The organism is Priestia sp. FSL H7-0729 (genome assembly GCF_038005685.1).
Taxonomy (GTDB): Bacteria; Bacillota; Bacilli; order Paenibacillales; family Paenibacillaceae; genus Paenibacillus.
The window spans coordinates 1-25,688 of record NZ_JBBOTQ010000026.1; the positions used below are offsets into that span (position 1 = coordinate 1).

Genomic DNA, 25,688 nt, shown 5'->3' on the forward strand with positions numbered 1-25,688 from the left:
ACAGGGCTACTCACCGCCGCGGAGCTGGCGGCTGTGCCCAAGTTGGGGCCTCGCCTGGCCAAGCTGCTGCGCAGACTGCGTGTGCTGCGCTAATTTCATTCTCACGGTGCTTCTGCATGAAGCACAGCCAATATGCAATTATAAGATATCGAATGATTCTGGTATAATACGTGTAATTATAGAGCGCCATCCTGTACAGGCACGATGATTGTAAGCTTGCAACAGGATGGTTCGGATGGAGGTTTACGTAATGAGTGCAGCTTTAACCGTAGTAGGTCTTGGATCCGGTGATGCAGACCAACTGACCGTAGGTATTATCAAAAAAATGAAACATGCAGCTACGCTGTATGTGCGTACGCTGGATCATCCCGTATTGAATGATCTGAAGCAAGAGGGATTGGAGATGACCTCATTTGATGCCATCTATGAGGCGAAGTCCTCCTTCCCCGAAGTGTATGATGAGATTGCGAATCAACTGATCGAGGCCGCTCGCAAGGGTGAGGCTGGAACCGAGATTGTTTATGCCGTACCGGGTCATCCCATGGTGGCAGAAGCAAGTGTACGCCTGCTCAAAGAACGCTGCCCACAGATGGGCATTTCACTACGTGTAATGGGCGGAGAGAGCTTCCTGGACGAAGCCTTTATCCGGCTTGGATTCGACCCAATTGAAGGCTTTCAACTCCTGGATGCCAGCAGCCTGAATACAGAACTGGTACAACCACAGCTACATACGTTGATCGGACAAGTCTACGATGTATTCACTGCTTCGGACGTGAAGCTGTGCCTGATGGAAGTTTACCCGGATGATTATCCCGTATTTGTCGGTCATGCACTGGGTGTACAGGGCCAGGAGATCATTCACAAAATTCCGCTACACGAACTGGATCGAATCGAAGGGTACGGCAATCTGTCACTGATCTATGTACCGAAGAACACCGATGATGCCCTTCGTCGCCGATCCTTCGCACGTTTGCATGAGATCGTGAATATTCTTCGCAGCCCGGGTGGTTGTCCATGGGATCAGGAGCAGACACATCAGTCCATTCGCAAAAACCTGATTGAAGAGACCTATGAAGTCATTGAGACAATCGATGAGGATGACCCTGACCATATGAAAGAAGAGCTGGGCGATTTGTTGCTGCAGATTTTATTGCATTCCCAGATGGAAGAAGAAGTGGGCACATTTAATGTGTATGATGTCATCGAAGGGTTGAATGATAAGCTGATCTTCCGCCATCCCCATGTGTTTGGCGAACATCAGGCAGAAGATGCGGATGAAGCTCTTCAGAACTGGGAACAGATGAAAGCAGAGGAGAAGAAGCGCAAAGGACAGGATCAGCAGAAGGTTTCCTTGCTGGATGGTATACCGCGTGACTTGCCTGCACTGATGAAGGGATACAAGTTACAGAAGAAAGCAGCCAAAGTGGGCTTTGACTGGGATGATGTTGAAGGTGTGTTTGCCAAGATCGAGGAAGAGCTGGCGGAGTTGAAAGAAGCGGTGCAACAAGGCCAGTCCGCGGAAGAACGGAAGCTTGAACTGGGTGACTTATTATTCGCAGCTGCGAACGTTGCAAGATTCATCGATACGGACCCGGAAGAGGCACTTGCTGCGACGAACCGCAAATTTATTGGGCGTTTCCAGTACATTGAGGACCGCCTTCGTGAACAGGGAAGAACACCAGCAGATAGCAATGTAGAAGAGATGGAGCAGTTCTGGCAGGATGCGAAGAAGGCAGGATTATAAACGGTTCAATTTTCTGGAAAATACCGATTAGCCTTATTCCATCATGCTATGCAGTGTGTTATGATATACGAACATGTGTTCATCTGCATTCATTGAGGTTGGTGTTTAGCGACAGATGGTTTCGGGTACTGGTCTTAGACTGTTCCCTGCGGACCATCGACAAAAAGCTAAAAAAAGTCGCGGACCAAGGCAGGATTTCAGATGCCAAGCCAGAATACATGTGTAGTGACCTAACGCGAATCAGCGGCAATCGATGTATTGTCAGGGATCGCAGATACTTTTTTTTCAATTTGGGAGGCTTTTAAAAATGAACAAAACAGATCTGATTAACAACATTTCAACCAAAAGTGGTTTGACTAAAAAAGACGTTGAGTCCGTATTGAACGGCTTTTTGGGAGAGATTACAGATGCACTTGCCAGCGGAGACAAAGTACAATTGATCGGCTTTGGCACTTTTGAGACCCGCAAACGTTCCGGTCGTACCGGACGTAACCCACAAACAGGGAATGAAATCGTGATTCCTGAGTCCACTGTTCCTGCATTCAAAGCAGGTAACAAACTTAAAGAAGCCGTAAAATAATGCGTCTTGATAAATTCCTGAAGGTCTCCCGGCTAATCAAACGCCGCACTGTGGCCAAGGACGTCTCTGAACAGGGACGTGTTCTGGTGAACGGACGTGAAGCGAAGCCCAGCGCCAATGTCAAAGTAGGCGATGAGCTGACGGTTCAGTTCGGTCAGAAACTGGTCACCGTGAAGGTGGAACGAATTGCCGAGAGTACCAAAAAGGATGAGGCGAGCAGCCTCTACACCTTGGTGAAGGAAGAGCCGATCGCCAAGGATAACGGGATGAACTGGTAACAGTACATCTGGTATTGAATATGCATTCAATTCAATGCAAGTTGAATCGAAACGTCCTCCTGTCACAGGGAAGGGCGTTTTTCTTTTTATTGGAAGCCGGTTTTTTTGTTCAACAACGCTGGTTCTATTCCAACCTCCACATCCATAAGCTAGGTGTAAGAAGGAGGGGTACATGCCATGGTTGAGCACGGTAAGGCCAAACAGCATCATTTGAGCATGCAGAATCGGAAACTGCTGGATCTGACGGGTGTCTCCAACGTGGAGAGCTTCGACAGTGAGGAATTTTTGCTGCAGACTGAACTTGGGCATCTGACCATCCGGGGGCACAATTTACATATCAAAAACCTGAGCCTGGAGGAAGGTCTGTTATCCATTGAAGGCACAGTCAGTTCTCTGCAATATCTGGACCCCGGTTCCCAGAACAAGAATAGTAAAGGCCTGTTCGGCAAGATGTTCCGATGAGTCCGGATACTCAATGGATCACATTGATGTGGATGCTTACCTCGGGGGTCGTGATGGGAATGGCCTACGACAGTTACCGGGTACTGTCCGGACAGCTGCGGTTTCCGAGATGGAGTATTCACACACTCGATCTGTTGTACTGGGTTGCCTCCGCGCTGTTCGTTTTTCGGATGCTATACGCCGGAAACCACGGACAGTTGCGGTTTTATGTCTTTTTGGGGCTGATTATAGGGGTTTGCTTCTATTTTTGGCTTTTAAGTGTTACAACCCAGCGATTTGTGGTAATGTTAATTAAACTCGCAAGAACGCTGATTCATTGGTGTGGACATATCCTTAACATCCTGATCGTTATGCCGGTTAAAGGAATTTATAAGTTCATTCGCGTATTATTCGGTTTTGTAATTGCGATACTATTATTCCTGGGCAGGCTGGTACTGCAATGTTTGGTACCTTTCGGCAAGTTGTTCCGCTGGATGTTTAGGCCGCTCCTGAAATATTGGGTAACGCCACGCTTCATGATCCGTGTGGGTACAAGAATTGCAGCGATATGGAAACGCTGGTTTTAAGGAGGTCCGTAATGGGTAAAACACCTGTGGGCAGATCAAAGGCTCCAACTAACCAAGGAAAATCTGCCGGTGCAAAAAGGCGCCTCATGCTTTGGATGACGTTTATGATTGTATTTGTAATATGGGCAGGATATACATTCCTTGTGCAGAATGCACAAATTTCGGACAAGAGTTCTCATCTGGCCACTCAGCAAGCTTCAAAGGAAGATACGTTGAAGAAGCTGGAACAGTTGAAGTACGAAGTCAGCCGGTTGAATGACCCTGAATACATAGGACAGCTGGCGCGGAAAAAAGGATATTATCTTCCTGAGGAAACGCCAATCCAGGTTGAAGAGTCAGGGAACTGATGGAATTCGGTCCATTACCGAGCTAGGTTTGTTATCCGTGTGTCTGAAGCCGTTAAACCGGAAAAAATAGGCTCTCTGATGGGGTAGTGTTCAGTTGACCTTGGTTTACGGCATAAGGTATAATTACATTAGCGCAGCATTGATTTTGGCATTCAAAAAATCGGGTTGTATATTTTTAAGGGAGGATCATTTTATTCTATGGCAATTGAAGTGGGCACCAAGTTAGAGGGCAAGGTGACAGGAATCACGCATTTTGGAGCATTTGTGGATCTGTCAGGAGGTGTCACGGGTCTCGTTCACATCTCGGAAATCGCCGACAATTACGTCAAAGATGTCAACGACCACCTGAAGCTGAATGACCTCGTTACAGTGAAGGTTATCAACGTTGACAAGGATGGCAAGATCGGACTTTCCATTAAGCAAGCTGTTGACAAACCGGTTGAGCAACAAACACAATCCAGACCCCCGAGAGCTCCTAGACCGGAACGCAGTGGAGGAGATCGCGAACGATTCAGCGGCGGAGGCCCAAGTGGTGGCCAAGGTCGTGGTGGCGGCGGCGGTGGTGGATTTAACCGTGGAGACCGTGGAGGCCGTTCTTTCAAGCCCGCAGCAGGCAAACCTTCATTTGAGGATAAAATGTCACGCTTCCTGAAAGATAGTGAAGAGCGGATCTCTTCGCTTAAGAAGAACACAGAAGGCAAACGTGGAGGCCGCGGAGCCAAGCGTGTGTAATCTGTCACAACCTGATCTAAACATATAAGAAAAACCGTTAGCCCCTGGGCTAACGGTTTTTTTGCATTTCTTTCACAGATGACTTTTCACAGATAAGTAGTGGAATAGCTTTTTTTGTAAAGTGAATCTCCATATCCCCAGTTTTTCTGCACGACAAAATGGAACCATAAGAACATTTGTCGTCTACCATTTTTTACCGACAGGTTTCCGTGGCATTCCACAGCTATCCTGCTCAAATGATGGCGAGACCAAAGCATCGCCGGTTCAAAATCAGACATTGCCTTTGTCGGAATCAGGTAAGAGAAGGACAAAAACCACAATAAGGCCGGGGGTTTTGCTCCACCGCGCCAGGCTTATTTCTTTTGTCGTAAACTTTTTAAACCCTGCCCACCTATTCTGACAAACTACGTCTTCTATTCTATCTATAATCAGAACCATCGAGAACGAAACACGAAAATTCAAATTAATCGAATGGGGTGCCTTGAGGATGATGGAAAAGTGGAATGTCATTCAATTTCCGGGAATGAAAGCAGGTAAAGGTGGTACGGAAGCTCGGGAGGAGCTGTCTGTACGTCTGAAACATTGGCTTGGCTCCCGCAAGGCTGTCCAAATGGTGGCTTCACGCAAATGGGTACTGCTACTTACGTTTATGGGATTTCTGCTTGGAAAGGCGATGATCCTGAATGAGTTATCTCCTTTTGCCATTGCGTACTTCGCCGTAATTGCTTTCATGCGCAGGGATTACATCATTCCGGTAGGTGCCGCTCTACTCGCAGGAAGTCTCTTTGCACCATTTCCCGTACCACTCATCGTTGCATCGGAGATCGCCATCTTTTATCTGCTCTTCCGTGGACTGGAATCTTATGATCGTGCTGAATTATCTTATGCGCCGACGATGGTGTTTACCACTACATTTATGGTCAAATTATTCGCGGTCGTGATTGGGCCATCCTTCAGCTGGTACGCCATGCTGATGCTCACGATGGATTCGGTATTAAGCTTCGTGCTCACCCTTGTTTTTATACAAGCCATACCGATCTTCACCTACCGCAAAAAAAAGTTCAGCCTAAAGAACGAGGAGATCCTCTGCCTGATCATATTACTCGCTTCCGTGATGACGGGAGCCGTAGGTTGGACCATTCAGTCCTTATCCGTCGAGCATATGCTCTCCCGTTACCTCATATTAATCTTTGCGTTGGTGGGCGGAGCCCCCCTTGGAGCCTCAGTTGGGGTCATTACCGGCTTGATTCTGAGTCTGGCTGACATGTCAGCGGTGTATCAGATGAGCCTGCTTGCTTTTGCCGGGATGCTGGCAGGGATGCTTCGAGAGGGCAAACGTGCGGCGGTTGCACTGGGCATGCTGCTGGGTTCGTCCATTCTATCCATATATCTGGGAGGACCAGGCGATGTTATGAATTCATTATGGGAGACGTGTGCAGCTATCGTTCTGTTTATGTTGACACCTAAGAGTCTGATGACGGCGATATCCAAATATGTACCAGGTACGCAGGACCATACAAAATCCCAGCATGAGTATGCCAAACGGATCAGGGATATCACGGCAGAACGGGTAACTCGCTTCTCGCAGGTATTCCGTCAATTGTCACGCAGTTTTGATCAGATGTCCGGCGCGGGGGAGCCGATACAGAAAGAAGGTGGAATGGATCATTTCATGAATGCGGTTGCCGAAGGCACATGTGCAAGCTGCTTTAAGCGCACACAATGCTGGGATGCGAAGTTTATTCAAACCTACAAATATATGACCGACGTGATGAGCACCATTGAAGGGAACCCGGAGATCTCAGGCAAGCAGATTCCAGTGGAATGGAACAGGGTGTGTGCGAAACCGGAAGAGGTCCTTGAAGTCATGCGCGCCCAGTATGGGTTGCATCAACATAATATGCAGTGGAAACGCCAGATAATTGATAGCCGGCAGCTGGTTGCAGAGCAATTGTCCGGTGTATCTCAGGTCATGGAGGACCTGGCCAAAGAAATTCAGCGGGAAAGTGAGGAGATGGTGCAACAGGAGGAGCAGATTCGGGATGCACTGGAGTCACTGGGACTGTCCATTCACTCGATTGAGATCATCAATCTGGAAGCGGGCAATGTGGAGATTGAGATAGTACATGCATATACACGGGGATTCGATGAGTGCCGGAAAATGATCGCTCCGCTGATCTCGGATGTACTGGACGAACATATCGCCGTCTTGCATGAGACGATGACCGACCCTCGCCAGGGACTGGCAACCGTTACGTTTGGTTCAGCCAAAACGTTCGAGGTAACCACCGGTGTTGCTGCTGCCGCCAAAGGGGGAGATGTGATGTCAGGCGACAGCTTTAGCACGGTTGAGTTAGGAAACGGTACATTCGCGGTCGCGCTCAGTGATGGAATGGGCAATGGAGAACGGGCACGCATGGAGAGCAGCGCGGCGCTTAACATACTGGAGCAGTTGCTACAGTCCGGCATGGACGAGAAACTGGCGATTAAATCCGTGAACTCCGTTCTGATGCTGCGCTCCCCTGAAGAGATGTATGCTACAGTCGATATGGCGCTGATTGATGAATATACGGCAGAGACAACGTTTATGAAAATCGGATCGACGCCAAGCTTTATCAAACGTGGACAGGAGGTTATTCAAGTTTCAGCCAGCAATTTGCCAATCGGTATTATTAAAGATATTGAAGTGGATCTGGTGACGGTACAGCTACAACCAGGTGATATCCTCATTATGATGACAGATGGCATCTATGATGCACCGGGGTATGCTGTGAATAAAGAATTATGGATGAAACGGCTCATTCAAGAGATCGATACAGATGATCCGCAAGATTTGGCCGATTGCCTGCTTGAAAGTGTCATAAGATATCAGCAACATGAAATTTTGGATGATATGACCGTCGTTGTTGGAAAAGTAGAGCATTTCCGTCCCGAATGGGCCACACTGCGTGTACCTGGCATCAATCGGATGGAGCGACCACGGACCGTCAGCTAATGCATATTCTTCTGTTTGAAGTCTCTTCATTCTGGCAATGCTAGTCATAGAGTTGGAGAGTAACGAATAACGGAGGGATATCGGATGAAGCAAATCTTATTGATCACCGACGGTTGTTCCAATGTAGGACCAAGTCCGGTGCTGGCAGCGGCCGAAGCACAGGAAGAGGGCATTACGGTTAATGTAGTTGGCGTGATTGATTATGGAACCATTGGTGAGTTGGGCAGCCGGGAGATTGAGGATATTGCCAGAGCCGGAGGTGGAATCAGCCAGATTGTAGGTACACGGCAGCTTGCCCATACCATGCAGATGATGACAAGGAAAACGGTGGTTCAGACGATTCAACAGGCGGTTAATAGAGAGTTAACACAAATTTTGGGGGAGAAGGAGCCCAAAACGGTAACCGACCTGGAGCCTGCACAACGCGCCCGGGTCGTGGAAGTGATGGATGACATGGCTGAAACTACAGCGTTACAGGTGATATTGCTAATAGATGTCAGTGCCAGCATGAAGCCCAAACTGGCTGCGGTAGAAGAAGGCATTCGCGATTTAATGTTGAGTTTGCAGGCGCGTGTAGGACAAAGCAAGCTTTCCGTATTTCATTTTCCGGGACGACATAGTGGAGAAGATGCGGTAATGGATATTGACTGGACAACGGATCCAGGCCGTGTTCGGTCCCTGTTTGGAAGGTTGCAGATGAAGGGCGCAACACCGACAGGTCCTGCAATTCAGAAGGTGATTGATTTTTACCGTTATGGTACACTGGAGGAACAGCAGGAAATAGAAGGGAACTATCGCATTGAAAGAGAAGGGATGCTCGGTGACAACGTTGTCTGACGCCTCTTTCCCGCCAGGAACAGTGGTTACAGGGAAATGGAATCGCAGTCGTTACACGATTCGGAAGCTGCTGGGCAAAGGAGCCAATGGCATCGTTTTTCTTGTCCAACGGGGTGAAAATGGCAAACACTACGCGCTAAAAATGGGATTTGATCCGGTAGATCTGCAATCGGAAGTCAATGTGCTCAAATCTTTTCAACTACAGCGTAATCATGAAGCCCTTCGGCAGAGCGGCATTCCTTCCTATCTTAAAGATGTGGACGATTATGCCGTTCGTGGCCGGGATATTCCCTTTTATGTGATGCGTTACGTTCGAGGTGAGGCTCTTCATCACTTCATTCGGCGTCAAGGGACAGACTGGACACTTCTGGTTGGACTTAGACTCTTGCAGAAGCTGGCACAATTGCATCAGGCGGGATGGGTGTTTGGTGATCTCAAACCTCAGAATGTGCTGGTATCCGATTATGGGCAGGTGGAGTTGATCGACTACGGCGGAGTTACCTCTATTGGTCGAAGCGTCAAGCAGTTCACCGAATGGTATGATCGGGGCTTCTGGAATGCAGGTAGCCGAACAGCAGATGGTACCTATGATGTATTTGCTTTTGCACTATTGTTAATTCATGTACTTGAAGCAGATGCGCTTAAGGCATTGGCAGCCGAAGGGTTGCCGCAACTGCGAAGTGCGAATCAGCTTGTAGCGCTGGTGGAGCGCAGTGAACGACTGGGTCCTTTTCGCAATTGGACGATTCAGGCATTACGAGGGCAGTTTCGTGATGCAGGTCATGCGGCACAAGGATGGAAGGAAATGATGGCACGACCCACGCCTCTTCGCCGTCGTTCCAAAAGTACAACCCCGCGCTGGCTAAAGAACGCTTTCGCTGTATCTGTGATATTACTTATTGGGGTGCTCATCTATGCACTACGTTTTTGATCTGTGAGAGTGCATATACATAACGCAAGGAATGAGGAACAGGTATGGAGGCTTTACGCTGGAACACGCTGGTGAATAACGTGCTGGATGCAGCGGAAGAGCATCAGTTATGGGTTCCCGGGGATCGGATCGTCGTCGCAGTATCGGGCGGACCGGACTCGGTAGCTTTTTTGCATATCATGCATGAGATCAGCAAGCGGCATGTCCCGCTTGAATTGATCTGTGCCCATGTGCACCATGGTTTCCGGACTGAATCGGATGATGAAGCGGAGAAAATGATGGAACTGGCACAGCAGCTCGGTATACCATTTGAATGGACCAAGGCCGATGTTCCTTCATATATGGAGCTGACAGGTCAAGGACCACAGGAGGCGGCCCGCAACAAGCGATATGCCTTCCTGCATGAAGTAGCTTCCAAATATAATGCGGCAAGCATCGCTTTGGCGCATCATGCGGATGATCAGGCGGAGACGGTCATGCTTCATTTGCTTCGTGGAACCGGCTTGTCGGGACTCTCAGGAATGAAGTTTAAAAGGCGAGAAAAAAATGTGGAACTTATTCGTCCATGCCTTCGTATAAACAAGACAGACCTTGTAGAAGCTTGTAATACCCAGGGTTTTATGTATTTCAATGATGAGAGCAACGCCCTGCGTAAATATCGGCGTAATGCCATTCGCTTGGATGTGCTTCCTTTTTTGGGGCAGTATAATGGACAACTCACGCCGTCATTGAATCGGCTTGCCGAAATTGTGGGTGATGAAGACGATTTCATGGAGCAGAGTGCATATGACACATACAGGTGTCTAGTGCAGGTGAACGGCGGAAGGCAAACCTTTGAGGTGCCTTCCTTCTTGAAGTTACATGTCGCTTTACAACGAAGGTTGATTAAACTAATATTGAATTATCTGCCTTTGGACAGTGATTTTGTCGACTTTACCCGTATAGAAACCATTCGTCACAAGGTCATGGAGACCCATGTGACGACCTGGAGCCTGGATATAGGACAGACACTCGCCTGCACTCGGGAGTATAATCTGATTTCTTTTGGCATACGGACGGACGTACAGGATCAATCTTACGAGTATCGTCTTGCGCAATGGAGTGGAACTTATGAGCTTTCACTCACCCCAATTAACCGGTATATTCGGTTGATGACGGTGAGTCCCGAGGACTATCATGTACCGGAATCGGCGGATCAAGCCGCGTTTGATGCGGATCAACTGCTTTTGCCGCTGGTTGTGCGTTCACGGTTACCTGGAGATACCATGAAAGTGATGGGATTAAACGGAAGCAAAAAGGTGAAAAATATTTTCATCGATGAGAAAATCCCCCCATCTGTCCGTCCACGTATTCCTGTGGTATGTGATGGAGCAGGTCATATCATCTGGTTACCGGGTGTTCGACGGTCCAGTGTGGCTCCTGTCAGGGAGGGCACTTCCGCAATCCTGTACATGACTGTAGGCGATTCAGCGATTCAGGGGTAGTGGTTATGGTTCAGGTAAGGCTTTCATAGTATAACTTAGGAGGTTCGCACAGTTGCAGAACGACATTCAGGAAGTATTGATCAGTGAAGAAGAAATTCAGAGTAAAGTCAAGGAATTAGGCGCAACACTAAGTGCCGAATATGCAAACCGCAATCCTTTGGTCATTTGTGTGCTCAAGGGTGCGTTTATATTTATGGCTGATTTGGTTAAAAACATAACGGTACCTGTTGAAATGGATTTTATGGCGGTATCCAGTTACGGCGCTTCCACCAAGTCATCAGGTGTTGTCAAAATCATTAAGGATCTGGATGTGTCCGTTGAAGGACGGGAAGTTCTGATTGTCGAAGATATTATCGACAGCGGACTTACACTCAGCTATCTGATTGAACTGTTAGAAAACCGCGGTGCCGAATCGGTGCGTGTGGTTACGCTGTTCGACAAGCCTTCAGGGCGTAAAGTTGAGTTGGAAGCTCATTACACAGGCTTTGACATTCCTGACGCGTTCATCGTTGGTTACGGTTTGGATTTTGCGGAGAAGTACCGGAACCTGCCCTATATCGGGATTTTGAAGCCGGAAGTCTATAGTAGCTAATATCCTGCCCGACCCAAGCCTTGAGCTGTTCTTGGCTTCTGTTGAGAAGCCATGTCGGGCTATGTTAAAATAATTAAAGTGTCTCGAGAGGAGGTAGGGGATGAATCGGTTCATCCGGAATTCTGGTTTTTATTTGATTCTTTTTTTAGTTGTGGTGGGGATAGTCCAGTTCGTCAGCAATGGCGGCGAAGCCACCGATAATCCTAGATATGATCAGTTGCGTGCAGCGATCAAAGCCAACAATGTCTCTGAATTGACGGTTCAATTCAACGGTCAAACGTATCTCGTGACCGGTCAATACAAGAAGGCACCAGATGGCGCCAAATCAGAAAATTTCTCAACGTATATTCCTCCTACGGATGAGGCAATTAGTGAGCTTGTAGCTGCAAGTGAAACTAACAATTTCCAATATCATCAGGAGCCAATGAAAGGTGACAGCATCTGGTTGACGTTGCTGACTTCCTTTATCCCTTTGATCATTATGTTCCTGCTGTTCTTCTTCCTGTTTAATCAGGCTCAAGGCGGCGGCGGTAAAGTAATGAACTTTGGTAAAAGCCGTGCTCGTCTCTATAACGAAGAGAAGAAGCGGGTTACATTTGAAGATGTTGCGGGTGCTGACGAAGAGAAACAGGAACTTGTTGAGGTTGTAGACTTCCTCAAGGACCCTCGTAAATTCGCAGCAGTAGGTGCACGGATTCCTAAGGGCGTATTGCTCGTAGGTCCTCCAGGTACTGGTAAAACGTTGCTCGCTCGTGCCGTTGCCGGTGAAGCGGGTGTACCATTCTTCAGTATTTCAGGTTCCGACTTCGTTGAAATGTTTGTCGGTGTCGGTGCATCACGTGTACGTGATTTGTTTGAAAATGCGAAGAAAAATGCGCCATGTATCATCTTTATCGATGAGATTGATGCTGTAGGACGTCAGCGTGGTGCTGGTCTTGGTGGTGGTCACGATGAGCGTGAGCAAACACTCAACCAGTTGCTCGTTGAGATGGACGGTTTTGGAGCGAACGAAGGTATTATCATCGTAGCTGCAACGAACCGTGCAGATATTTTGGACCCTGCCTTGCTGCGTCCAGGACGTTTTGACCGTCAAATTACGGTTGACCGCCCTGATGTAAGAGGTCGTGAAGCTGTCCTGAAAGTACATTCCCGTAATAAACCATTGACCAAAGATGTGAAGATGGATATTATCGCGAAGCGTACAACAGGTTTCTCTGGTGCTGATTTGGAGAATCTCTTGAACGAAGCGGCATTGCTGGCAGCACGTCGTAATCGTAAAGATATTTCCATGAAAGAAGTTGACGAAGCGATTGACCGCGTCATCGTTGGTACGGAGAAGAAAAGCCGTGTCATCAGTGATCGTGAGAAACGAATCGTTGCTTATCACGAAGCAGGCCATACCATTGTAGGATACTTCCTGGAACATGCTGATATGGTACATAAAGTGACCATTATCCCGCGTGGACGTGCGGGTGGATATGTAATCATGTTGCCAAAAGAAGACCGTATGCTGGTTACCAAGCAGGAACTGTTGGATAAAGTAACCGGACTTCTCGGAGGTCGTGTAGCTGAAGAATTGTTCATCGGAGAGATTGGTACTGGTGCATACAGTGACTTCCAGCAAGCGACAGGTATTGTTCGCAGCATGGTTATGGAATACGGTATGAGTGAGAAATTGGGACCTATGCAATTCGGAAGTTCACAAGGACAGGTATTCCTTGGTCGGGATATCGGTCATGAACAGAATTACTCGGATTCCATTGCGTATGAGATTGATCAGGAAATGCAACGCTTTATCAATGAATGTTACGAGAAATGTAAAGACTTGCTTGTTAAACATTCAAAAGAGATGCATCTGATTGCTCAAACTTTGCTTGAGGTAGAGACTTTGGAAATGGATCAGATCAAGCAATTGATCGAAACAGGTTCCTTAACTCCAAAAGCAGAGAACAACGACAATGATGGTGAAGGCACACCAACTGAAGGCGGAGAGCCAATCATCGATAACATCGGTGATGTGCGTGTCCGTATTCAAGGTAAAGATGAAACGCCTGAGCCACCAGCCGGAGACATTCCAAACGAAGCTCCGAATCTGGAAAAAGGTAATAACAATAACCCGGATGACGGCGGAACGAAGCCAACGTCTTAAATGCATAATACATCTGGCTATACCAGCAGGTGAAATCAGGAGAGCCCACGGGCTCTCTTTTTTTGTCCTTTATTTTAAAAGAGGATAGATAAAGATAAACGGGAGTTAGATGGCGAACCAGTTAGCAAACGGGTGGTTACAGCGTTGTACTGAGCCTTTTTCATTTATTGACAGAGTCGTGAACGTTGTGTAAATTAGTTGTTAAACCGCTTGTGATTCGTTTCTCAAGCGATGTTAACGACTTAGGATAGCCCTACGAAACAGCGCATGACGCTGTCCCGATAAAGGAGAGGATCACTGGTGGAAGCTCTGGCTTTAGAGCGCAAGGCTGAGATGAACCGTGAGCTGCGTGAGCGGCTGATGGAATTGAAGAAGGAACGTAATGCCATTATTCTTGCTCATTATTACCAACGTGACGAGGTACAGGAGGTTGCTGACTTCCGTGGAGATTCGTTTCTGTTAGCCCAGAAGGCAGCACAAACCGATGCGGATGTGATCGTTTTCTGTGGTGTTCATTTTATGGGTGAAAGCGCTAAAATTTTGGCACCAAATAAAACAGTTATTATCCCGGATGAGCGTGCGGGCTGCCCAATGGCCGATATGGTGAATGTGGATGGACTACGCAAATTAAAAGCACAACACCCTAATGCCAAGGTGGTTACTTATATCAATTCCTCGGCTGAGATCAAGGCAGAGACTGACATCTGTTGTACTTCAGCGAATGCGGTTCGGGTTATTCAATCGGTGGATTCTGACGAAATTATCTGGGTTCCGGATAAAAACCTTGGACATTATGTGCAGCAGCATACAGACAAGAAAATGATTATCTGGGAAGGTTACTGCAACACGCATGATATGCTCACAGTCAAAGATGTGGTGGAGATGAGAGCCAAGCATCCAAATGCGGAGTTTGTTGTCCATCCAGAGTGCCGTCCTGAGGTTGTAGAGATGGGTGATTTCGTAGGAAGTACAACAGCCATTCTGGAGTATTGCAAAAATTCATCAGCGAAGGAATTTATCGTAGGTACCGAAGATGGTACAGGATATCAGCTTCGTCTGGATAGTCCGGATAAACAGTTCCATTTTGCTACCAAGTTCCTCGTATGTCCCAACATGAAAGTGAATAACTTGAAGAAACTGGTGAAATGCCTGGAAACGATGAAGCCGCAGATCTACGTGCCACCGGCTGTTGCCGACAAAGCCAGAGAATCACTAGAGCGCATGTTGTTGGTAAAATAGGATGCGCTACTCTTGCTCCAAGACAGGTGAATAACATGATACCGCAATATTTAGTTGATTTCGATCTGTCTGCGCTACCCATGGTAGAGACGGATGTACTGGTTATAGGCTCAGGGATTGCTGGTTTGTTTACTGCCATTAAGGCAAGTGAGCAACAACGTGTATTAATGATCACGAAGAAGTCATTACTTGAAAGTAACACCAGATATGCGCAGGGAGGAATCGCTGCGGTTATTGCTGAGGATGATTCACCTGCGTACCACTTGCAGGACACACTTGTTGCAGGAGCGGGCTTATGCCGCTCCGAGGCGGTAGAGGTATTGGTGAATGAGGGTCCGGACGGAGTGAAGGAACTGATTCGTCTGGGTACTTTGTTTGATCTGGAGAACGGCGAGTTGGCATTGACGCAGGAAGGTGCGCATAGCCACCGCCGTATTTTGCATGCCAACGGGGATGCCACGGGATATGAGATTGTACGTGCACTTGCTGTCGAAGTGAATGAGCATCCAGGGATTGAAGTATGGGATGAGCATTTTGTTGTTGACCTGATTACAGAGCGAGGGGAATGCATTGGCGCACTGGTTCAGAAGGATGATGGATCGCAAGTGTTCGTTAAGGCACAGGCAACAGTTCTTTGTTCTGGTGGGGCAGGACAACTATACCGATACACAACGAACCCCGACGTAGCTACTGCCGATGGTGTAGCGATGGCCTACCGGGCTGGTGCCATCGTGCGTGACATGGAATTCATCCAATTTCATCCCACCTCTCTTTGTTACCCGGGGGCCCCGCGTTTCCTTGTGTCAGAAGCCGTACGCGGCGAAGGAGCATATCTGCGCAATGTGAAGGGCGAACGCTTCATGGATCGATATCATGCCCAGCTTGAACTGGCCCCACGCGATATCGTGGCGCGAGCGATTGTTAGTGAGATGGAGTCCACCAACAGTACCTTTGTGTATTTGGACATTACGCATGAACAGCCAGAGATGATCAAGCATCGGTTCCCTACCATATATGAGACTTGTATGCGTTATGGATTGGACATGACAACGGACTGGATTCCCGTTGCACCTGCTGCCCATTACATGATGGGTGGCGTAAAAACGGATTTAAGTGGAGAGAGCAGCATCTCCCGATTATTTGCTTGTGGTGAGGTGTCTTCTACAGGAGTGCATGGAGCCAACCGCCTTGCAAGCAACTCTTTATCAGAAGCGATTGTATTTGGGAGGAGAATTGTTGATCGTATTCAATCTCTTCCTCCGCTTGGTTCATTACAAGTAAGAGCGGGTGCACCTTCATCTGCGGTCATGAATAGCAAGATCAACAAGATCATGGAAGAGCAGAAGCCGGTATCCGAAAGACGCTTACGATTACAGAAAATGATGGTTCGTCAGGTAGGCTTACGCCGGAATGGTGAGGACCTGCAGAAGGCCATGGGCAAACTGCAACAGGAATTACAATATTTTGATCAGACACTCACGCATAAGGAAGAGCTGGAGTATGCCAATCTGCTGACCTGTGCCTGGTTAGTTACCAGCGGCGCATTACACCGCGAGGAGAGTCGTGGGGCTCACTATCGTGAAGATTTCCCGGCACGTGATGATATCGTGTGGCAGAAGCATAGTCTGCAGCAACGAGAACAAGCCATTGTGGAGGAATTGATGTCATGATACTGAACGGATATAATGAAGGGCTTATCGAATCAATCAAGAACTGGCTTCGTGAAGATGTTGGTGCAGGTGACGTTACAACGAGTGTGACGATCCCGGCAGGGAACCAATCCAAGGCCATTATACACGCCAAAGACAATGGGATTATTGCAGGCATGACTGTGGCTGAACTTGTATTTCAGGTCGTTGATCCTGATCTTGTATTTACACCGAAGGTAACAGACGGCGACAAGGTTACCCATGGCACGATTTTGGCGGAGGTAGAGGGAAGTACACATTCACTGCTTACGGGGGAACGACTGGCACTTAATTTGCTGCAACGTATGTCCGGAATAGCTACGCGTACGCGTGCCTACGTGGATGTGTTAGATGGTCTTGAGACCAGATTGGTGGATACGCGTAAGACAACGCCGGGTCACCGATTACTTGAGAAATACGCAGTGCGCGTGGGTGGCGGAGCGAATCATCGATTTGGACTGTACGATGCTGTTATGATTAAGGATAATCATATCAAGGGTGCAGGCGGAATTACCGAGGCGGTACAGCGTGCTCGAACCGTTATTCCACATACGATGACCATTGAAGTGGAGACTGAAAATCTGGAGCAGGTGAGAGAAGCCTTGCAAGCCGGGGCAGATATCATTATGCTGGATAACATGCATCCAGAGCGGATGCGTGAAGCGGTTGAGCTTATTCGTGAACAGGCCCCTCATGTGAAGGTTGAAGCATCCGGTAACGTATCGCTCCAGACCATTCGTGGTATTGCAGAGAGTGGTGTGGATGTAATTTCGGTTGGCAGGTTAACCTATTCCTTTGAGAGCCTGGATATCAGCCTGGATTTAAATGAAAAGAAAGAGGGGTGAACCCCTTTGATTCTAGTTGTAGACGTGGGGAACAGCAATATGGTGCTCGGCGTATATCATGGCCGGGAATTGCTGCACCACTTTCGTCTGAGTACATCCCGTCAGTCAACAGTGGATGAATACGGCGTATTGATTTATAATTTATTTCATATGTCCGGCATCAGGGCAAGTGACATCGAAGGTGTCATCATCTCATCTGTGGTGCCGCCACTGGTGAATGTCATTGAAGCGATGTGTGAGAAATATGTGGGCAAAAAAGCTTTGCTCGTCGGGCCTGGCATCAAAACCGGCTTGAACCTGCGATACGAGAACCCTCGTGAAGTGGGTGCAGATCGTATTGTGAATGCAGTGGCAGCCGTCGAGAAGTATGGCGGCCCTCTCGTCGTGGTCGATTTCGGTACTGCAACGACCTTTGACTGTATTGACGAGAAAGGTCACTACCTGGGGGGAGCTATTGTACCTGGTATTCAAATTGCCACTGAAGCGCTCTATGAGCGGGCTTCCAAGCTGCCTCGTATAGAGCTGGAGAAACCCAAAAAGGTCATTGGCCGTAATACTATTCATGCCATGCAAGCAGGTATTATATTTGGCTATGCAGGGCAGGTAGACGGTATTGTAGAACGCATTCGCGAGGAGATGGGTGCGAAGCCTAGAGTTATCGCGACGGGTGGTCTCGCTACACTTATCGCAGAAGAAACCCGTAGTATAGAGGAAGTTGATCCGCTGCTTACGCTTGAAGGGCTGCGTATTATATATGAGCGGAACCGGGAAAGGTGAGCATAGAGACGGCGGCATACAGCGGGCTGAGGTTACAGCTTAAGTGTTGTGCCGTTTTTTCTGTTTTACGACTATTATGGCGATACGCCAAAGGAGGCTGAATGACTTGGAAAACAACAACAAGCATGACCGGTTAATTCGTGGTACAGCAATGAATGGAAAGGTAAGAGCCTTTGCTGTCCAGACTACAGAACTGGTTGAGGAACTACGCAGAAGACATGATACGTTTCCCACGGCTACAGCTGCCATGGGGCGTACGGTTACAACAGCAGCCATTATGGGTGCAATGCTCAAAGGTGAAGAGAAGTTAACGGTACAAGTCAACGGCGATGGGCCAATTGGACAGATTGTAGCCGATGCCAATGCCAAAGGCGAAGTAAGAGGATATGTTTCTAATCCGCATGTACATCTGCCAAGCAACAGTGTGGGAAAACTGGACGTTGCCGGTGCGGTTGGAACGGAAGGCTTCATTAACATAACGAAAGACCTAGGACTGAAAGAGCCATATCGTGGCAGTGTGCCTATTATTTCAGGAGAACTGGGCGAAGACTTCACGTACTACTTTGCTCAATCAGAGCAAACACCTTCTGCTGTAGGCGTGGGTGTGCTCGTTGATACGGATAATTCTGTTATTGTCGCAGGTGGATTCATTATGCAGCTATTGCCGGGATTGACAGATCAAGAGATTACGGCGATCGAAAACGCCATTAGTACGTTGCCGCCAGTGACGACTTTACTGGAGCAGGGGCTTGAATTGGAAGAGTTGCTTCGCCGATTGTTGCCAGATGTACAAGTGATGGAAGGATTGGATATTCATTTTAGCTGTGAGTGTTCACGTGAGCGGGTAGAGAAGACGCTAATCAGCCTGGGCCAAACGGAGATGGAACAATTAATTGAAGAAGAGGGCCGAGCTGAAGTCGTTTGCCAATTTTGTAATGAAGCCTATGACTTTAACAAAGAACAACTTGAGACCATCCTAGAGCAAGCCAAGAACTGATCTATGCGGGGACGGGATGCGGAATGACAAGACAGGAAAAAGGGTTGTGGACGGCTGTCATTGTCTTGACGCTGGGTATGCTGGTCATGGGTACGGTGATGGCTATGCATGGTCTCAGACAGGGCAAAGACGAGGCAGATGCATCCCATGATGCCAATACGGAAGAAGGAAGCACCGTAGCGACGATCAACGGAGAAGTTATCACGGATAAAGAGTGGACCGATGCGCTGAAAAGACGTTACGGCAGTGAGTTATTACTCCAGATGTTAAACCGTAAAGCGGTATATGCCGAAGCGATTGAACGCAAGCTGATTGTCACTCCCCAAGAGATTGCAAGAGAGCTTGCGGCCGCGATGGATGGATACGATTCGGAGAAAGCATATTATGACGAAATGAAGTCTCAATTGGGCCTGTCGAAACAGGAGCTTGAATTGGAAGCCGGTTACAGGCTGCTGCTGGAGAAAATCGCAACGATCGGCATACAGATCAAGGATGCAGATATTGAGCATTACTGGACTGAACACCGTGAGGATTACGTTTCCCCCGAGAAATATGACTTGTCCATTATCGTAGTGAAGGAAGAAGAGGAAGCCGATTCCTTACTGGATGCGTTAGAGAAGGGGGAAGACTTTGAAGAAGCTGCCCGCAGGCAGTCGACAGACAGCTTCTCTCGTGATGCTGGTGGCAGGCTGGGCTGGATTGAGCGGAATGATCCATTCCAGTCCCAAGAAATCCTTCAACTCGCCGCCGGGCTGGATGTAGGTGATATCGCTGGTCCGGTTCAAGTGGAAGAGGGCTATGCGATTATCAGAATCAATGATAAAGAAGAACAACAGGTGCAATCGGCCGAAGAGGTCCGTGAGGAGATTCGAATGCAGCTGGCTCTGAGTCAGGCAGATCCCTTGCCACAGGTGGAGCAAATGTTGCGTAACAAGTATGAAGCCGTAATCCTGTCCGAGATTCCTGCCTCCTGAATTTAATGAAAAAATTGTCTCGTACTGCTGCATCTTGATAAAAATACTCTGTCTGCGGTCTTAGAGCCGAAGGCGGAGTATTTTTTTGAGTACTCATATTGACAATAAGGGTTAACGTTGATAAGATGAAAATAATAAATACCTACTCGTTTACTCGGATATAAAAGCTTTACTTATGAACAAAGAAACTTTCGGAAACCTTCACCCTGTCTAGAAATCTTAGCAGTAAGGGATGGGAGCAACAGGATTTCCGCAGTTCTTCTATAACATCCCAGAGGCTATCGGCCGCACAGTATAGGTTAACAGGACTCAAGTTTTATTCATCCACTAAGGAGGGCATTCATATGGCTAAAGTAGTTAATAACGTAACAGAACTCATCGGAGGTACTCCGCTTGTTCGTCTGAACCGTATCGTACCTGAAGGCAGTGCTGAAGTATTCGTGAAGCTGGAGTATCAGAATCCAGGTTCAAGCGTGAAAGACCGTATCGCAATTAGCATTGTGGAAGAAGCGGAAAAAGAAGGCAAGCTGAAACCAGGTGATACCATTATCGAAGCAACAAGTGGTAACACAGGAATCGGACTCGCGATGGTGGCTGCAGCCAAAGGCTACAAGTCCGTAATTGTAATGCCTGAGACGATGAGCTTGGAGCGTCGCAACTTGCTTCGTGCGTATGGTGCTGAGCTTGTGCTTACACCTGGAGCTGAAGGTATGAATGGTGCTGTTAAAAAAGCCGAAGAACTGCTGAAAGAAAATCCATCCTACTTCATGGCTGAGCAATTTAAAAATAAAGCCAACGTGAAAATCCACCGTGAAACGACTGGTCCTGAGATTGTTGACGCTATTCAGTCTGTGGGCGGTACGTTGGATGCGTTCATTGCCGGAATTGGTACAGGCGGAACAATTACAGGTACAGGCGAAGTGCTGAAAGAAGCTTTCCCTGGTATTAAAATTGTTGCAGTTGAGCCAGCAGCTTCGCCAATTCTCGCAGGCGGCAAACCAGGACCTCATAAGATCCAAGGAATTGGTGCCAACTTTATTCCTGAGATTCTCGACCAAGAAATCTATGATGAGATCATCCACATTGAGAATGATGATGCATTCGAGACGGCTCGTCAGGTAGCGAAGGAAGAGGGCATCCTGTCCGGTATTTCCTCTGGTGCAGCGATCCGTGCAGGTCTCCAGGTTGCGAAACAATTGGGCGCGGGCAAACGCGTTGTTGTAATCGTGCCAAGTAACGGTGAACGTTACCTCAGCACACCGCTTTACAACTTCGAAGGCTAAGCCTACAAATGACAAAACCAATCCTCCTTGCCCGCTGACGGGTATGGAGGATTTTTGGCGTAATGCTTTTAAAAGGAGCGGCGCTTTAGTATACTATCAGACAATAGAACTAGCGACAGATGGAGGGCGGCACACCGCAATGACACACCTGATGACAACATACGCCGACTGGATGGAGTGGGCTGAACAAGGCTGGACCATGTTGCCCTATATCACCAAGTCGGATGAGGGGCCGTATCATGGCGGTTTACCGTTATCGTGGGAGGCAGCCTGGGAACAGGCGTCACCATATGCAATTGTGTTGGAGAATGGCAAAGGCGGGAGATATACATTTCTGGGACTAGACCCCGTATCCGTTATTTCCGGGAAGGGTCAGGAAGCGGTTATTCGTGATTTACCGGAAGGAACAACTTCGATAGACAGCGGCAAGCCGCTTGATGTATTGAAGAGATGGACTGCTCCTTATCGTGCGCCTAAGGTTACTGGGGCTCCAGACTTTGGGGGTGGATACGCAGGTTATCTCAGCTATGATGTAGCCAGATCGTTGGAGAAACTTCCAGCCCTGGCAGAAGATAACCCAGCTCTGCCGGATTACTGGTGGATGCGTTTTGAAGAAATATGGGCGTATGACCATCAGCAGCAGGTCCTTTTCTGCATGGTTCATCTGGCTGTAGAGCCTAACCCGAACGAAACCGATATCCGTAGTCTATATGCAGTGGCCGAAGCACGAGCGACAGCGATGCAGCAACGATGGCTTCATATCATGGGGGCTGCACAGGCAGAGGAACAACAGCAGGCACTGGAACATCGCAACAATCAGGTCAATCGCACCCCACAGCCGGAAGATGCGAACAGGGAATCCGAAGGGTGGGCAACCTCCTTTCCACAGGAGGACTTTGAACAGGCTGTACGCACGGTACAGGAATATATCAGACAGGGCGATGTGTTCCAAGTGAATCTGTCCTTGAGACAGGAAAAGCGGCTTCATTCGAGCGCCGAGCATATTTATGAATGGTTACGCCTCGTGAATCCATCACCGTATATGGGTATGCTTCGTAGTCCAGACTTTCAACTGGTAAGCGGATCTCCTGAACTTCTGGTCAAAGTGGAGAATGGCAAAGTCAGTGCACGTCCCATCGCAGGGACCCGAAGAAGGGGCCGTGATGAGGCAGAGGATAAGGCTATGGCGGATGAACTGCTGGGTAGTGAGAAGGAACGGGCGGAGCATATTATGCTTGTCGATCTGGAACGTAATGATATCGGACGGATTGCAGCCTACGGTTCTGTTCATGTGCCTGAATTGATGACCATCGAGAAGTATTCCCATGTCATGCATCTCGTTTCCCAAGTGGAAGGCAGACTGGCAGTAGGGTTATCCGTATTTGATGTGATTGCTGCGACATTCCCGGGTGGAACGATTACCGGAGCACCCAAAGTCCGCACCATGGAGATTATCGAGGAGCTTGAGCCTGTGCGGCGTGGGCCTTATACGGGTTCCATCGGGTGGATGGATTACAGTGGAAATATGGAATTGAACATCGTCATTCGTACGCTTGCCATTAAGGATGGTATTGGTTATGTACAAGCTGGTGCAGGTATTGTCATTGATTCCGATCCATATCGGGAATACAAGGAATGCCGCAACAAGGCAAGAGCGATGATGAGAGCTGTGAATTACAGCGAGGAAGCAGAAGCAAGCAGAGTTATTGAACAAGATCTAGCGAAACGAACGGAAGCTGTTAAACTAAAATAAAAGGAAGCAACCGTCACTTGATTGACGGAAGATGAGGAGGAGCAGGCATATGATACTGGTTATCGATAATTACGATTCCTTCACGTACAACCTGGTTCAATATCTGGGTGAACTGGGCGAGATGGTGGAAGTTCGCCGCAATGACGAGATTGATTTGGCAGGCATAGAGGCACTGGCACCTGATCATATTCTGATCTCTCCGGGTCCTTGTACACCCAATGAAGCGGGCATTAGCTTGGCAGTCATTGAGCATTTCAAGGGAAGCATTCCGATCTTTGGTGTTTGTCTGGGGCATCAGTCCATTGGACAAGCGTTTGGTGGCAATGTCATTCGTGCGGAGCGCATGATGCACGGCAAAACATCGGAGATGCACCATAATGGAACATCCGTATTTGCCGGATTGCCGTCCCCATTTACAGCTACCCGTTATCACTCCCTCATTGTAGAGCGCAGCAGTCTGCCGGACTGCCTGGAGATTACAGCGGAGACAGCTGAAGGCGAAATTATGGGTTTGCGTCACAAAGAATATGCAATTGAAGGGGTTCAATTCCACCCGGAATCCATTATTACAGACCATGGGCATCAGATGCTTCGCAACTTCCTGTCCCAACAGGTGAAGGTATAATATGCAATATGCCGCGATAAACGGAGAGTTGCTCAATATGGCGGCAGCCGTGGTTCCTGTAACGGATCACGGCTTTTTGTACGGACTGGGATTGTTCGAGACGTTTCGAACCTATCAGGGCATCCCTTTTCTGCTGGAACGGCATCTGGAGCGGATGGCTTCGGGGTGTGAAGAACTGGGCATTCCTTTTACAACAACCGCGGCAGAGGTGACCGATTGGATTCAACGTTTGATGCAGGCGAACGGACTTCAGGATGCCTACGTGCGATACACGGTATCAGCCGGTGAAGCGCCGCTTGGCCTACCTTCTGGTGATTATTCGAAGCCGAATCATATTGTACTGGCAAAAGCATTACCTGAACCTTCTCCCTCTTTATATGAGAGCGGCAAAATGCTCCAACGGTTGTCTACACCTCGCAACACGCCCGAAGGAGAAGTGCGGTTCAAGTCGCTCCATTACATGAACAGCATTCTGGCGAAACGGGAGCTTAATGGATACGGGCAGCATGTGCAGGGTGCGGAAGGGTTACAATTAACCCGGGATGGTCATATAGCGGAAGGGATCGTCAGCAATGTATTTTGGGTACGGGAAAATGTAGTCTACACGCCGGCACTCTCAACCGGCATTCTGCCGGGCATCACTAGAGCTGTGGTACTTGAGATCGCTACTCAACAAGGAATTGCCTGCATAGAAACTCTAGCGGCTTGGGAGGATCTCCTGCAAGCCGATGAAATATTTTTAACCGGCTCGGTTGCCGAACTGGTTCCGGTTACAACTCTGCGGGATCAGGACGGAGCCGAAACGATAGTCAGCAACAAACATATAGGCCCGGTTACAGCAGTCCTTCTGGGTATGTACCGGCAGAAAGCGGGGTATACTTCATGACACTTACACCTGTCATCTATGAACGGAACTATGCATGGGGGCCAGCTGAGTTGAAGCTGGGTGCAAGAACACAGATCATGGGCATTCTTAACGTCACGCCTGACTCGTTCTCGGATGGTGGACGTTATACCAACGTGGAGCGGGCGGTGGCCCATGCCATGCAGATGATGGAGGACGGAGCGGACCTGATTGATATTGGCGGGGAGTCCACCCGGCCAGGTTCAGATGTCGTGGGTGCCGATGAAGAGCTGCGCCGGATCATTCCGGTTATTGAAGCATTGCATCAGCAAGCCCCGCACATTCCGATATCGGTAGACACGTATAAGGCTGATGTTGCGCGTCAGGCCATTCTAGCAGGTGCTCATATCATTAATGATGTGTGGGGCGCCAAGGCAGATCCAGATATGGCCCGCACGGCAGCAGAGCTGGGGTGTCCCATCATTCTCATGCATAATCGGCAGGAGCGAAACTATACCGATTATCTGAGTGATGTCGTCAGCGATGTGAAGGAGAGCATTCAACTTGCACTGGCAGCCGGCGTAAAGGCAGATCAGATTATCCTGGACCCGGGTATTGGTTTTGTGAAGGATCTGAAGGAGAATCTGGCCCTTATGTCTTCGCTCGGTTTGCTCAATGAAATGGGATATCCCGTGCTGTTAGCCACCTCACGCAAAAGGTTCATCCAGAACACTCTGAATGTCGGGGCGGATGATGCACTGGAAGGAACGGCTGCAACTGTTGCATTTGGCATTGCCCAAGGCTGCCAGATGGTGCGGGTTCATGATGTGAAGCCGATTCGGCGGACGGCAGACATGTGTGATGCTATGTTATATGCTTCTCCGGGTCTACGGAGGAAATAAGGCTGGCGGGTCCGGGTGACCCGTCCAGTTGAAGTGCAGCGTTTTTCAAAATTTTAATATATAT

24 protein-coding genes are annotated in these 25,688 nt (G+C 48.5%); all 24 read left to right on the plus strand.

Annotated features, from left to right (window positions below; all coding sequences use genetic code 11):
• Window positions 1-250 precede the first annotated feature (250 nt).
• Complete coding sequence (gene yabN / locus MHH93_RS27615) at window positions 251-1,744, plus strand: bifunctional methyltransferase/pyrophosphohydrolase YabN (protein ID WP_500056658.1); 1,494 nt, start codon at window positions 251-253, stop codon at window positions 1,742-1,744.
• Window positions 1,745-2,051: 307 nt separating this feature from the next.
• On the plus strand, window positions 2,052-2,324 hold the full coding sequence (locus MHH93_RS27620; protein WP_017691362.1) for an HU family DNA-binding protein: 273 nt from the start codon (window positions 2,052-2,054) through the stop codon (window positions 2,322-2,324).
• A complete protein-coding gene (locus tag MHH93_RS27625) occupies window positions 2,324-2,602 on the plus strand; it encodes an RNA-binding S4 domain-containing protein (protein WP_124118808.1) in 279 nt (92 codons plus the stop codon). Before MHH93_RS27620 ends, MHH93_RS27625 begins: the two co-directional genes overlap by 1 nt.
• A 177-nt stretch (window positions 2,603-2,779) precedes the next feature.
• Window positions 2,780-3,064, plus strand: a complete 285-nt coding sequence (gene yabP / locus MHH93_RS27630) for a sporulation protein YabP (RefSeq protein ID WP_105602444.1) — start codon at window positions 2,780-2,782, stop codon at window positions 3,062-3,064.
• A complete protein-coding gene (gene yabQ / locus MHH93_RS27635; protein ID WP_124118809.1) occupies window positions 3,061-3,630 on the plus strand; it encodes a spore cortex biosynthesis protein YabQ in 570 nt (189 codons plus the stop codon). The genes yabP and yabQ overlap by 4 nt, the downstream gene beginning before the upstream one ends.
• 11 nt (window positions 3,631-3,641) lie before the next feature.
• Window positions 3,642-3,977, plus strand: a complete 336-nt coding sequence (locus MHH93_RS27640; RefSeq protein WP_076254642.1) for an FtsB family cell division protein — start codon at window positions 3,642-3,644, stop codon at window positions 3,975-3,977.
• A 198-nt stretch (window positions 3,978-4,175) separates the two neighbouring features.
• A complete protein-coding gene (locus MHH93_RS27645; RefSeq protein ID WP_237178574.1) occupies window positions 4,176-4,709 on the plus strand; it encodes a S1 domain-containing RNA-binding protein in 534 nt (177 codons plus the stop codon).
• Window positions 4,710-5,196: 487 nt separating this feature from the next.
• Window positions 5,197-7,704, plus strand: coding sequence for a stage II sporulation protein E (gene spoIIE / locus MHH93_RS27650; protein ID WP_500056660.1), 2,508 nt, complete (start codon window positions 5,197-5,199; stop codon window positions 7,702-7,704).
• Window positions 7,705-7,788: 84 nt separating this feature from the next.
• Window positions 7,789-8,541, plus strand: coding sequence for a VWA domain-containing protein (locus tag MHH93_RS27655; RefSeq protein ID WP_339238937.1), 753 nt, complete (start codon window positions 7,789-7,791; stop codon window positions 8,539-8,541).
• Entirely contained in the window at window positions 8,525-9,472 is a 948-nt protein-coding gene (locus tag MHH93_RS27660; protein WP_500056663.1) for a serine/threonine protein kinase, read from the plus strand. The genes MHH93_RS27655 and MHH93_RS27660 overlap by 17 nt, the downstream gene beginning before the upstream one ends.
• A gap of 44 nt (window positions 9,473-9,516) precedes the next feature.
• Window positions 9,517-10,956, plus strand: a complete 1,440-nt coding sequence (gene tilS / locus MHH93_RS27665) for a tRNA lysidine(34) synthetase TilS (protein WP_500056664.1) — start codon at window positions 9,517-9,519, stop codon at window positions 10,954-10,956.
• 52 nt (window positions 10,957-11,008) lie between these two features.
• Window positions 11,009-11,548, plus strand: coding sequence for a hypoxanthine phosphoribosyltransferase (gene hpt, locus MHH93_RS27670; protein WP_017691352.1), 540 nt, complete (start codon window positions 11,009-11,011; stop codon window positions 11,546-11,548).
• 100 nt (window positions 11,549-11,648) lie between these two features.
• The gene (ftsH, locus tag MHH93_RS27675) at window positions 11,649-13,697 is read left to right on the plus strand and encodes an ATP-dependent zinc metalloprotease FtsH (protein WP_500056666.1); all 2,049 of its coding nucleotides are present in this window, start codon (window positions 11,649-11,651) and stop codon (window positions 13,695-13,697) included.
• A 300-nt stretch (window positions 13,698-13,997) separates the two neighbouring features.
• Entirely contained in the window at window positions 13,998-14,936 is a 939-nt protein-coding gene (gene nadA / locus MHH93_RS27680) for a quinolinate synthase NadA (RefSeq protein ID WP_017691350.1), read from the plus strand.
• A gap of 35 nt (window positions 14,937-14,971) precedes the next feature.
• Window positions 14,972-16,606, plus strand: a complete 1,635-nt coding sequence (gene nadB, locus MHH93_RS27685; RefSeq protein WP_500056667.1) for an L-aspartate oxidase — start codon at window positions 14,972-14,974, stop codon at window positions 16,604-16,606.
• Complete coding sequence (gene nadC / locus MHH93_RS27690; protein ID WP_253428914.1) at window positions 16,603-17,469, plus strand: carboxylating nicotinate-nucleotide diphosphorylase; 867 nt, start codon at window positions 16,603-16,605, stop codon at window positions 17,467-17,469. The genes nadB and nadC overlap by 4 nt, the downstream gene beginning before the upstream one ends.
• Before the next feature lie 6 nt (window positions 17,470-17,475).
• Window positions 17,476-18,246, plus strand: a complete 771-nt coding sequence (locus MHH93_RS27695) for a type III pantothenate kinase (RefSeq protein ID WP_500056669.1) — start codon at window positions 17,476-17,478, stop codon at window positions 18,244-18,246.
• A gap of 76 nt (window positions 18,247-18,322) precedes the next feature.
• Window positions 18,323-19,243 carry an Hsp33 family molecular chaperone HslO gene (gene hslO / locus MHH93_RS27700; RefSeq protein ID WP_253428916.1) on the plus strand — a complete coding sequence of 307 codons (921 nt, stop codon included), beginning with the start codon at window positions 18,323-18,325 and terminating at the stop codon, window positions 19,241-19,243.
• A 23-nt stretch (window positions 19,244-19,266) separates the two neighbouring features.
• Window positions 19,267-20,217, plus strand: coding sequence for a peptidyl-prolyl cis-trans isomerase (locus MHH93_RS27705; protein ID WP_500056670.1), 951 nt, complete (start codon window positions 19,267-19,269; stop codon window positions 20,215-20,217).
• A gap of 344 nt (window positions 20,218-20,561) precedes the next feature.
• Window positions 20,562-21,500, plus strand: coding sequence for a cysteine synthase A (cysK, locus tag MHH93_RS27710; protein WP_339238945.1), 939 nt, complete (start codon window positions 20,562-20,564; stop codon window positions 21,498-21,500).
• A gap of 139 nt (window positions 21,501-21,639) precedes the next feature.
• On the plus strand, window positions 21,640-23,253 hold the full coding sequence (locus tag MHH93_RS27715) for an anthranilate synthase component I family protein (protein ID WP_500056671.1): 1,614 nt from the start codon (window positions 21,640-21,642) through the stop codon (window positions 23,251-23,253).
• 49 nt (window positions 23,254-23,302) lie between these two features.
• The gene (gene pabA / locus MHH93_RS27720) at window positions 23,303-23,878 is read left to right on the plus strand and encodes an aminodeoxychorismate/anthranilate synthase component II (protein WP_500056672.1); all 576 of its coding nucleotides are present in this window, start codon (window positions 23,303-23,305) and stop codon (window positions 23,876-23,878) included.
• A 1-nt stretch (window position 23,879) separates the two neighbouring features.
• The gene (locus tag MHH93_RS27725) at window positions 23,880-24,764 is read left to right on the plus strand and encodes an aminotransferase class IV (protein ID WP_500056674.1); all 885 of its coding nucleotides are present in this window, start codon (window positions 23,880-23,882) and stop codon (window positions 24,762-24,764) included.
• The gene (gene folP, locus MHH93_RS27730; RefSeq protein ID WP_500056676.1) at window positions 24,761-25,624 is read left to right on the plus strand and encodes a dihydropteroate synthase; all 864 of its coding nucleotides are present in this window, start codon (window positions 24,761-24,763) and stop codon (window positions 25,622-25,624) included. Before MHH93_RS27725 ends, folP begins: the two co-directional genes overlap by 4 nt.
• Window positions 25,625-25,688: the final 64 nt, after the last annotated feature.

What these genes read in the sequence shown, in the direction of transcription:
- MHH93_RS27715 (WP_500056671.1), top strand. Translation starts at nt 21,640, where the DNA reads ATGACACACCTGATGACAACATACGCCGACTGGATGGAGTGGGCTGAA.
- yabP (WP_105602444.1), top strand. Translation starts at nt 2,780, where the DNA reads ATGGTTGAGCACGGTAAGGCCAAACAGCATCATTTGAGCATGCAGAAT.
- yabN (WP_500056658.1), top strand. Translation starts at nt 251, where the DNA reads ATGAGTGCAGCTTTAACCGTAGTAGGTCTTGGATCCGGTGATGCAGAC.
- MHH93_RS27645 (WP_237178574.1), top strand. Translation starts at nt 4,176, where the DNA reads ATGGCAATTGAAGTGGGCACCAAGTTAGAGGGCAAGGTGACAGGAATC.
- MHH93_RS27640 (WP_076254642.1), top strand. Translation starts at nt 3,642, where the DNA reads ATGGGTAAAACACCTGTGGGCAGATCAAAGGCTCCAACTAACCAAGGA.
- MHH93_RS27620 (WP_017691362.1), top strand. Translation starts at nt 2,052, where the DNA reads ATGAACAAAACAGATCTGATTAACAACATTTCAACCAAAAGTGGTTTG.
- MHH93_RS27725 (WP_500056674.1), top strand. Translation starts at nt 23,880, where the DNA reads ATGCAATATGCCGCGATAAACGGAGAGTTGCTCAATATGGCGGCAGCC.
- MHH93_RS27655 (WP_339238937.1), top strand. Translation starts at nt 7,789, where the DNA reads ATGAAGCAAATCTTATTGATCACCGACGGTTGTTCCAATGTAGGACCA.
- pabA (WP_500056672.1), top strand. Translation starts at nt 23,303, where the DNA reads ATGATACTGGTTATCGATAATTACGATTCCTTCACGTACAACCTGGTT.
- tilS (WP_500056664.1), top strand. Translation starts at nt 9,517, where the DNA reads ATGGAGGCTTTACGCTGGAACACGCTGGTGAATAACGTGCTGGATGCA.
- cysK (WP_339238945.1), top strand. Translation starts at nt 20,562, where the DNA reads ATGGCTAAAGTAGTTAATAACGTAACAGAACTCATCGGAGGTACTCCG.
- folP (WP_500056676.1), top strand. Translation starts at nt 24,761, where the DNA reads ATGACACTTACACCTGTCATCTATGAACGGAACTATGCATGGGGGCCA.
- MHH93_RS27625 (WP_124118808.1), top strand. Translation starts at nt 2,324, where the DNA reads ATGCGTCTTGATAAATTCCTGAAGGTCTCCCGGCTAATCAAACGCCGC.
- nadB (WP_500056667.1), top strand. Translation starts at nt 14,972, where the DNA reads ATGATACCGCAATATTTAGTTGATTTCGATCTGTCTGCGCTACCCATG.
- yabQ (WP_124118809.1), top strand. Translation starts at nt 3,061, where the DNA reads ATGAGTCCGGATACTCAATGGATCACATTGATGTGGATGCTTACCTCG.
- ftsH (WP_500056666.1), top strand. Translation starts at nt 11,649, where the DNA reads ATGAATCGGTTCATCCGGAATTCTGGTTTTTATTTGATTCTTTTTTTA.
- spoIIE (WP_500056660.1), top strand. Translation starts at nt 5,197, where the DNA reads ATGATGGAAAAGTGGAATGTCATTCAATTTCCGGGAATGAAAGCAGGT.
- nadC (WP_253428914.1), top strand. Translation starts at nt 16,603, where the DNA reads ATGATACTGAACGGATATAATGAAGGGCTTATCGAATCAATCAAGAAC.
- hslO (WP_253428916.1), top strand. Translation starts at nt 18,323, where the DNA reads ATGGCGATACGCCAAAGGAGGCTGAATGACTTGGAAAACAACAACAAG.
- MHH93_RS27705 (WP_500056670.1), top strand. Translation starts at nt 19,267, where the DNA reads ATGACAAGACAGGAAAAAGGGTTGTGGACGGCTGTCATTGTCTTGACG.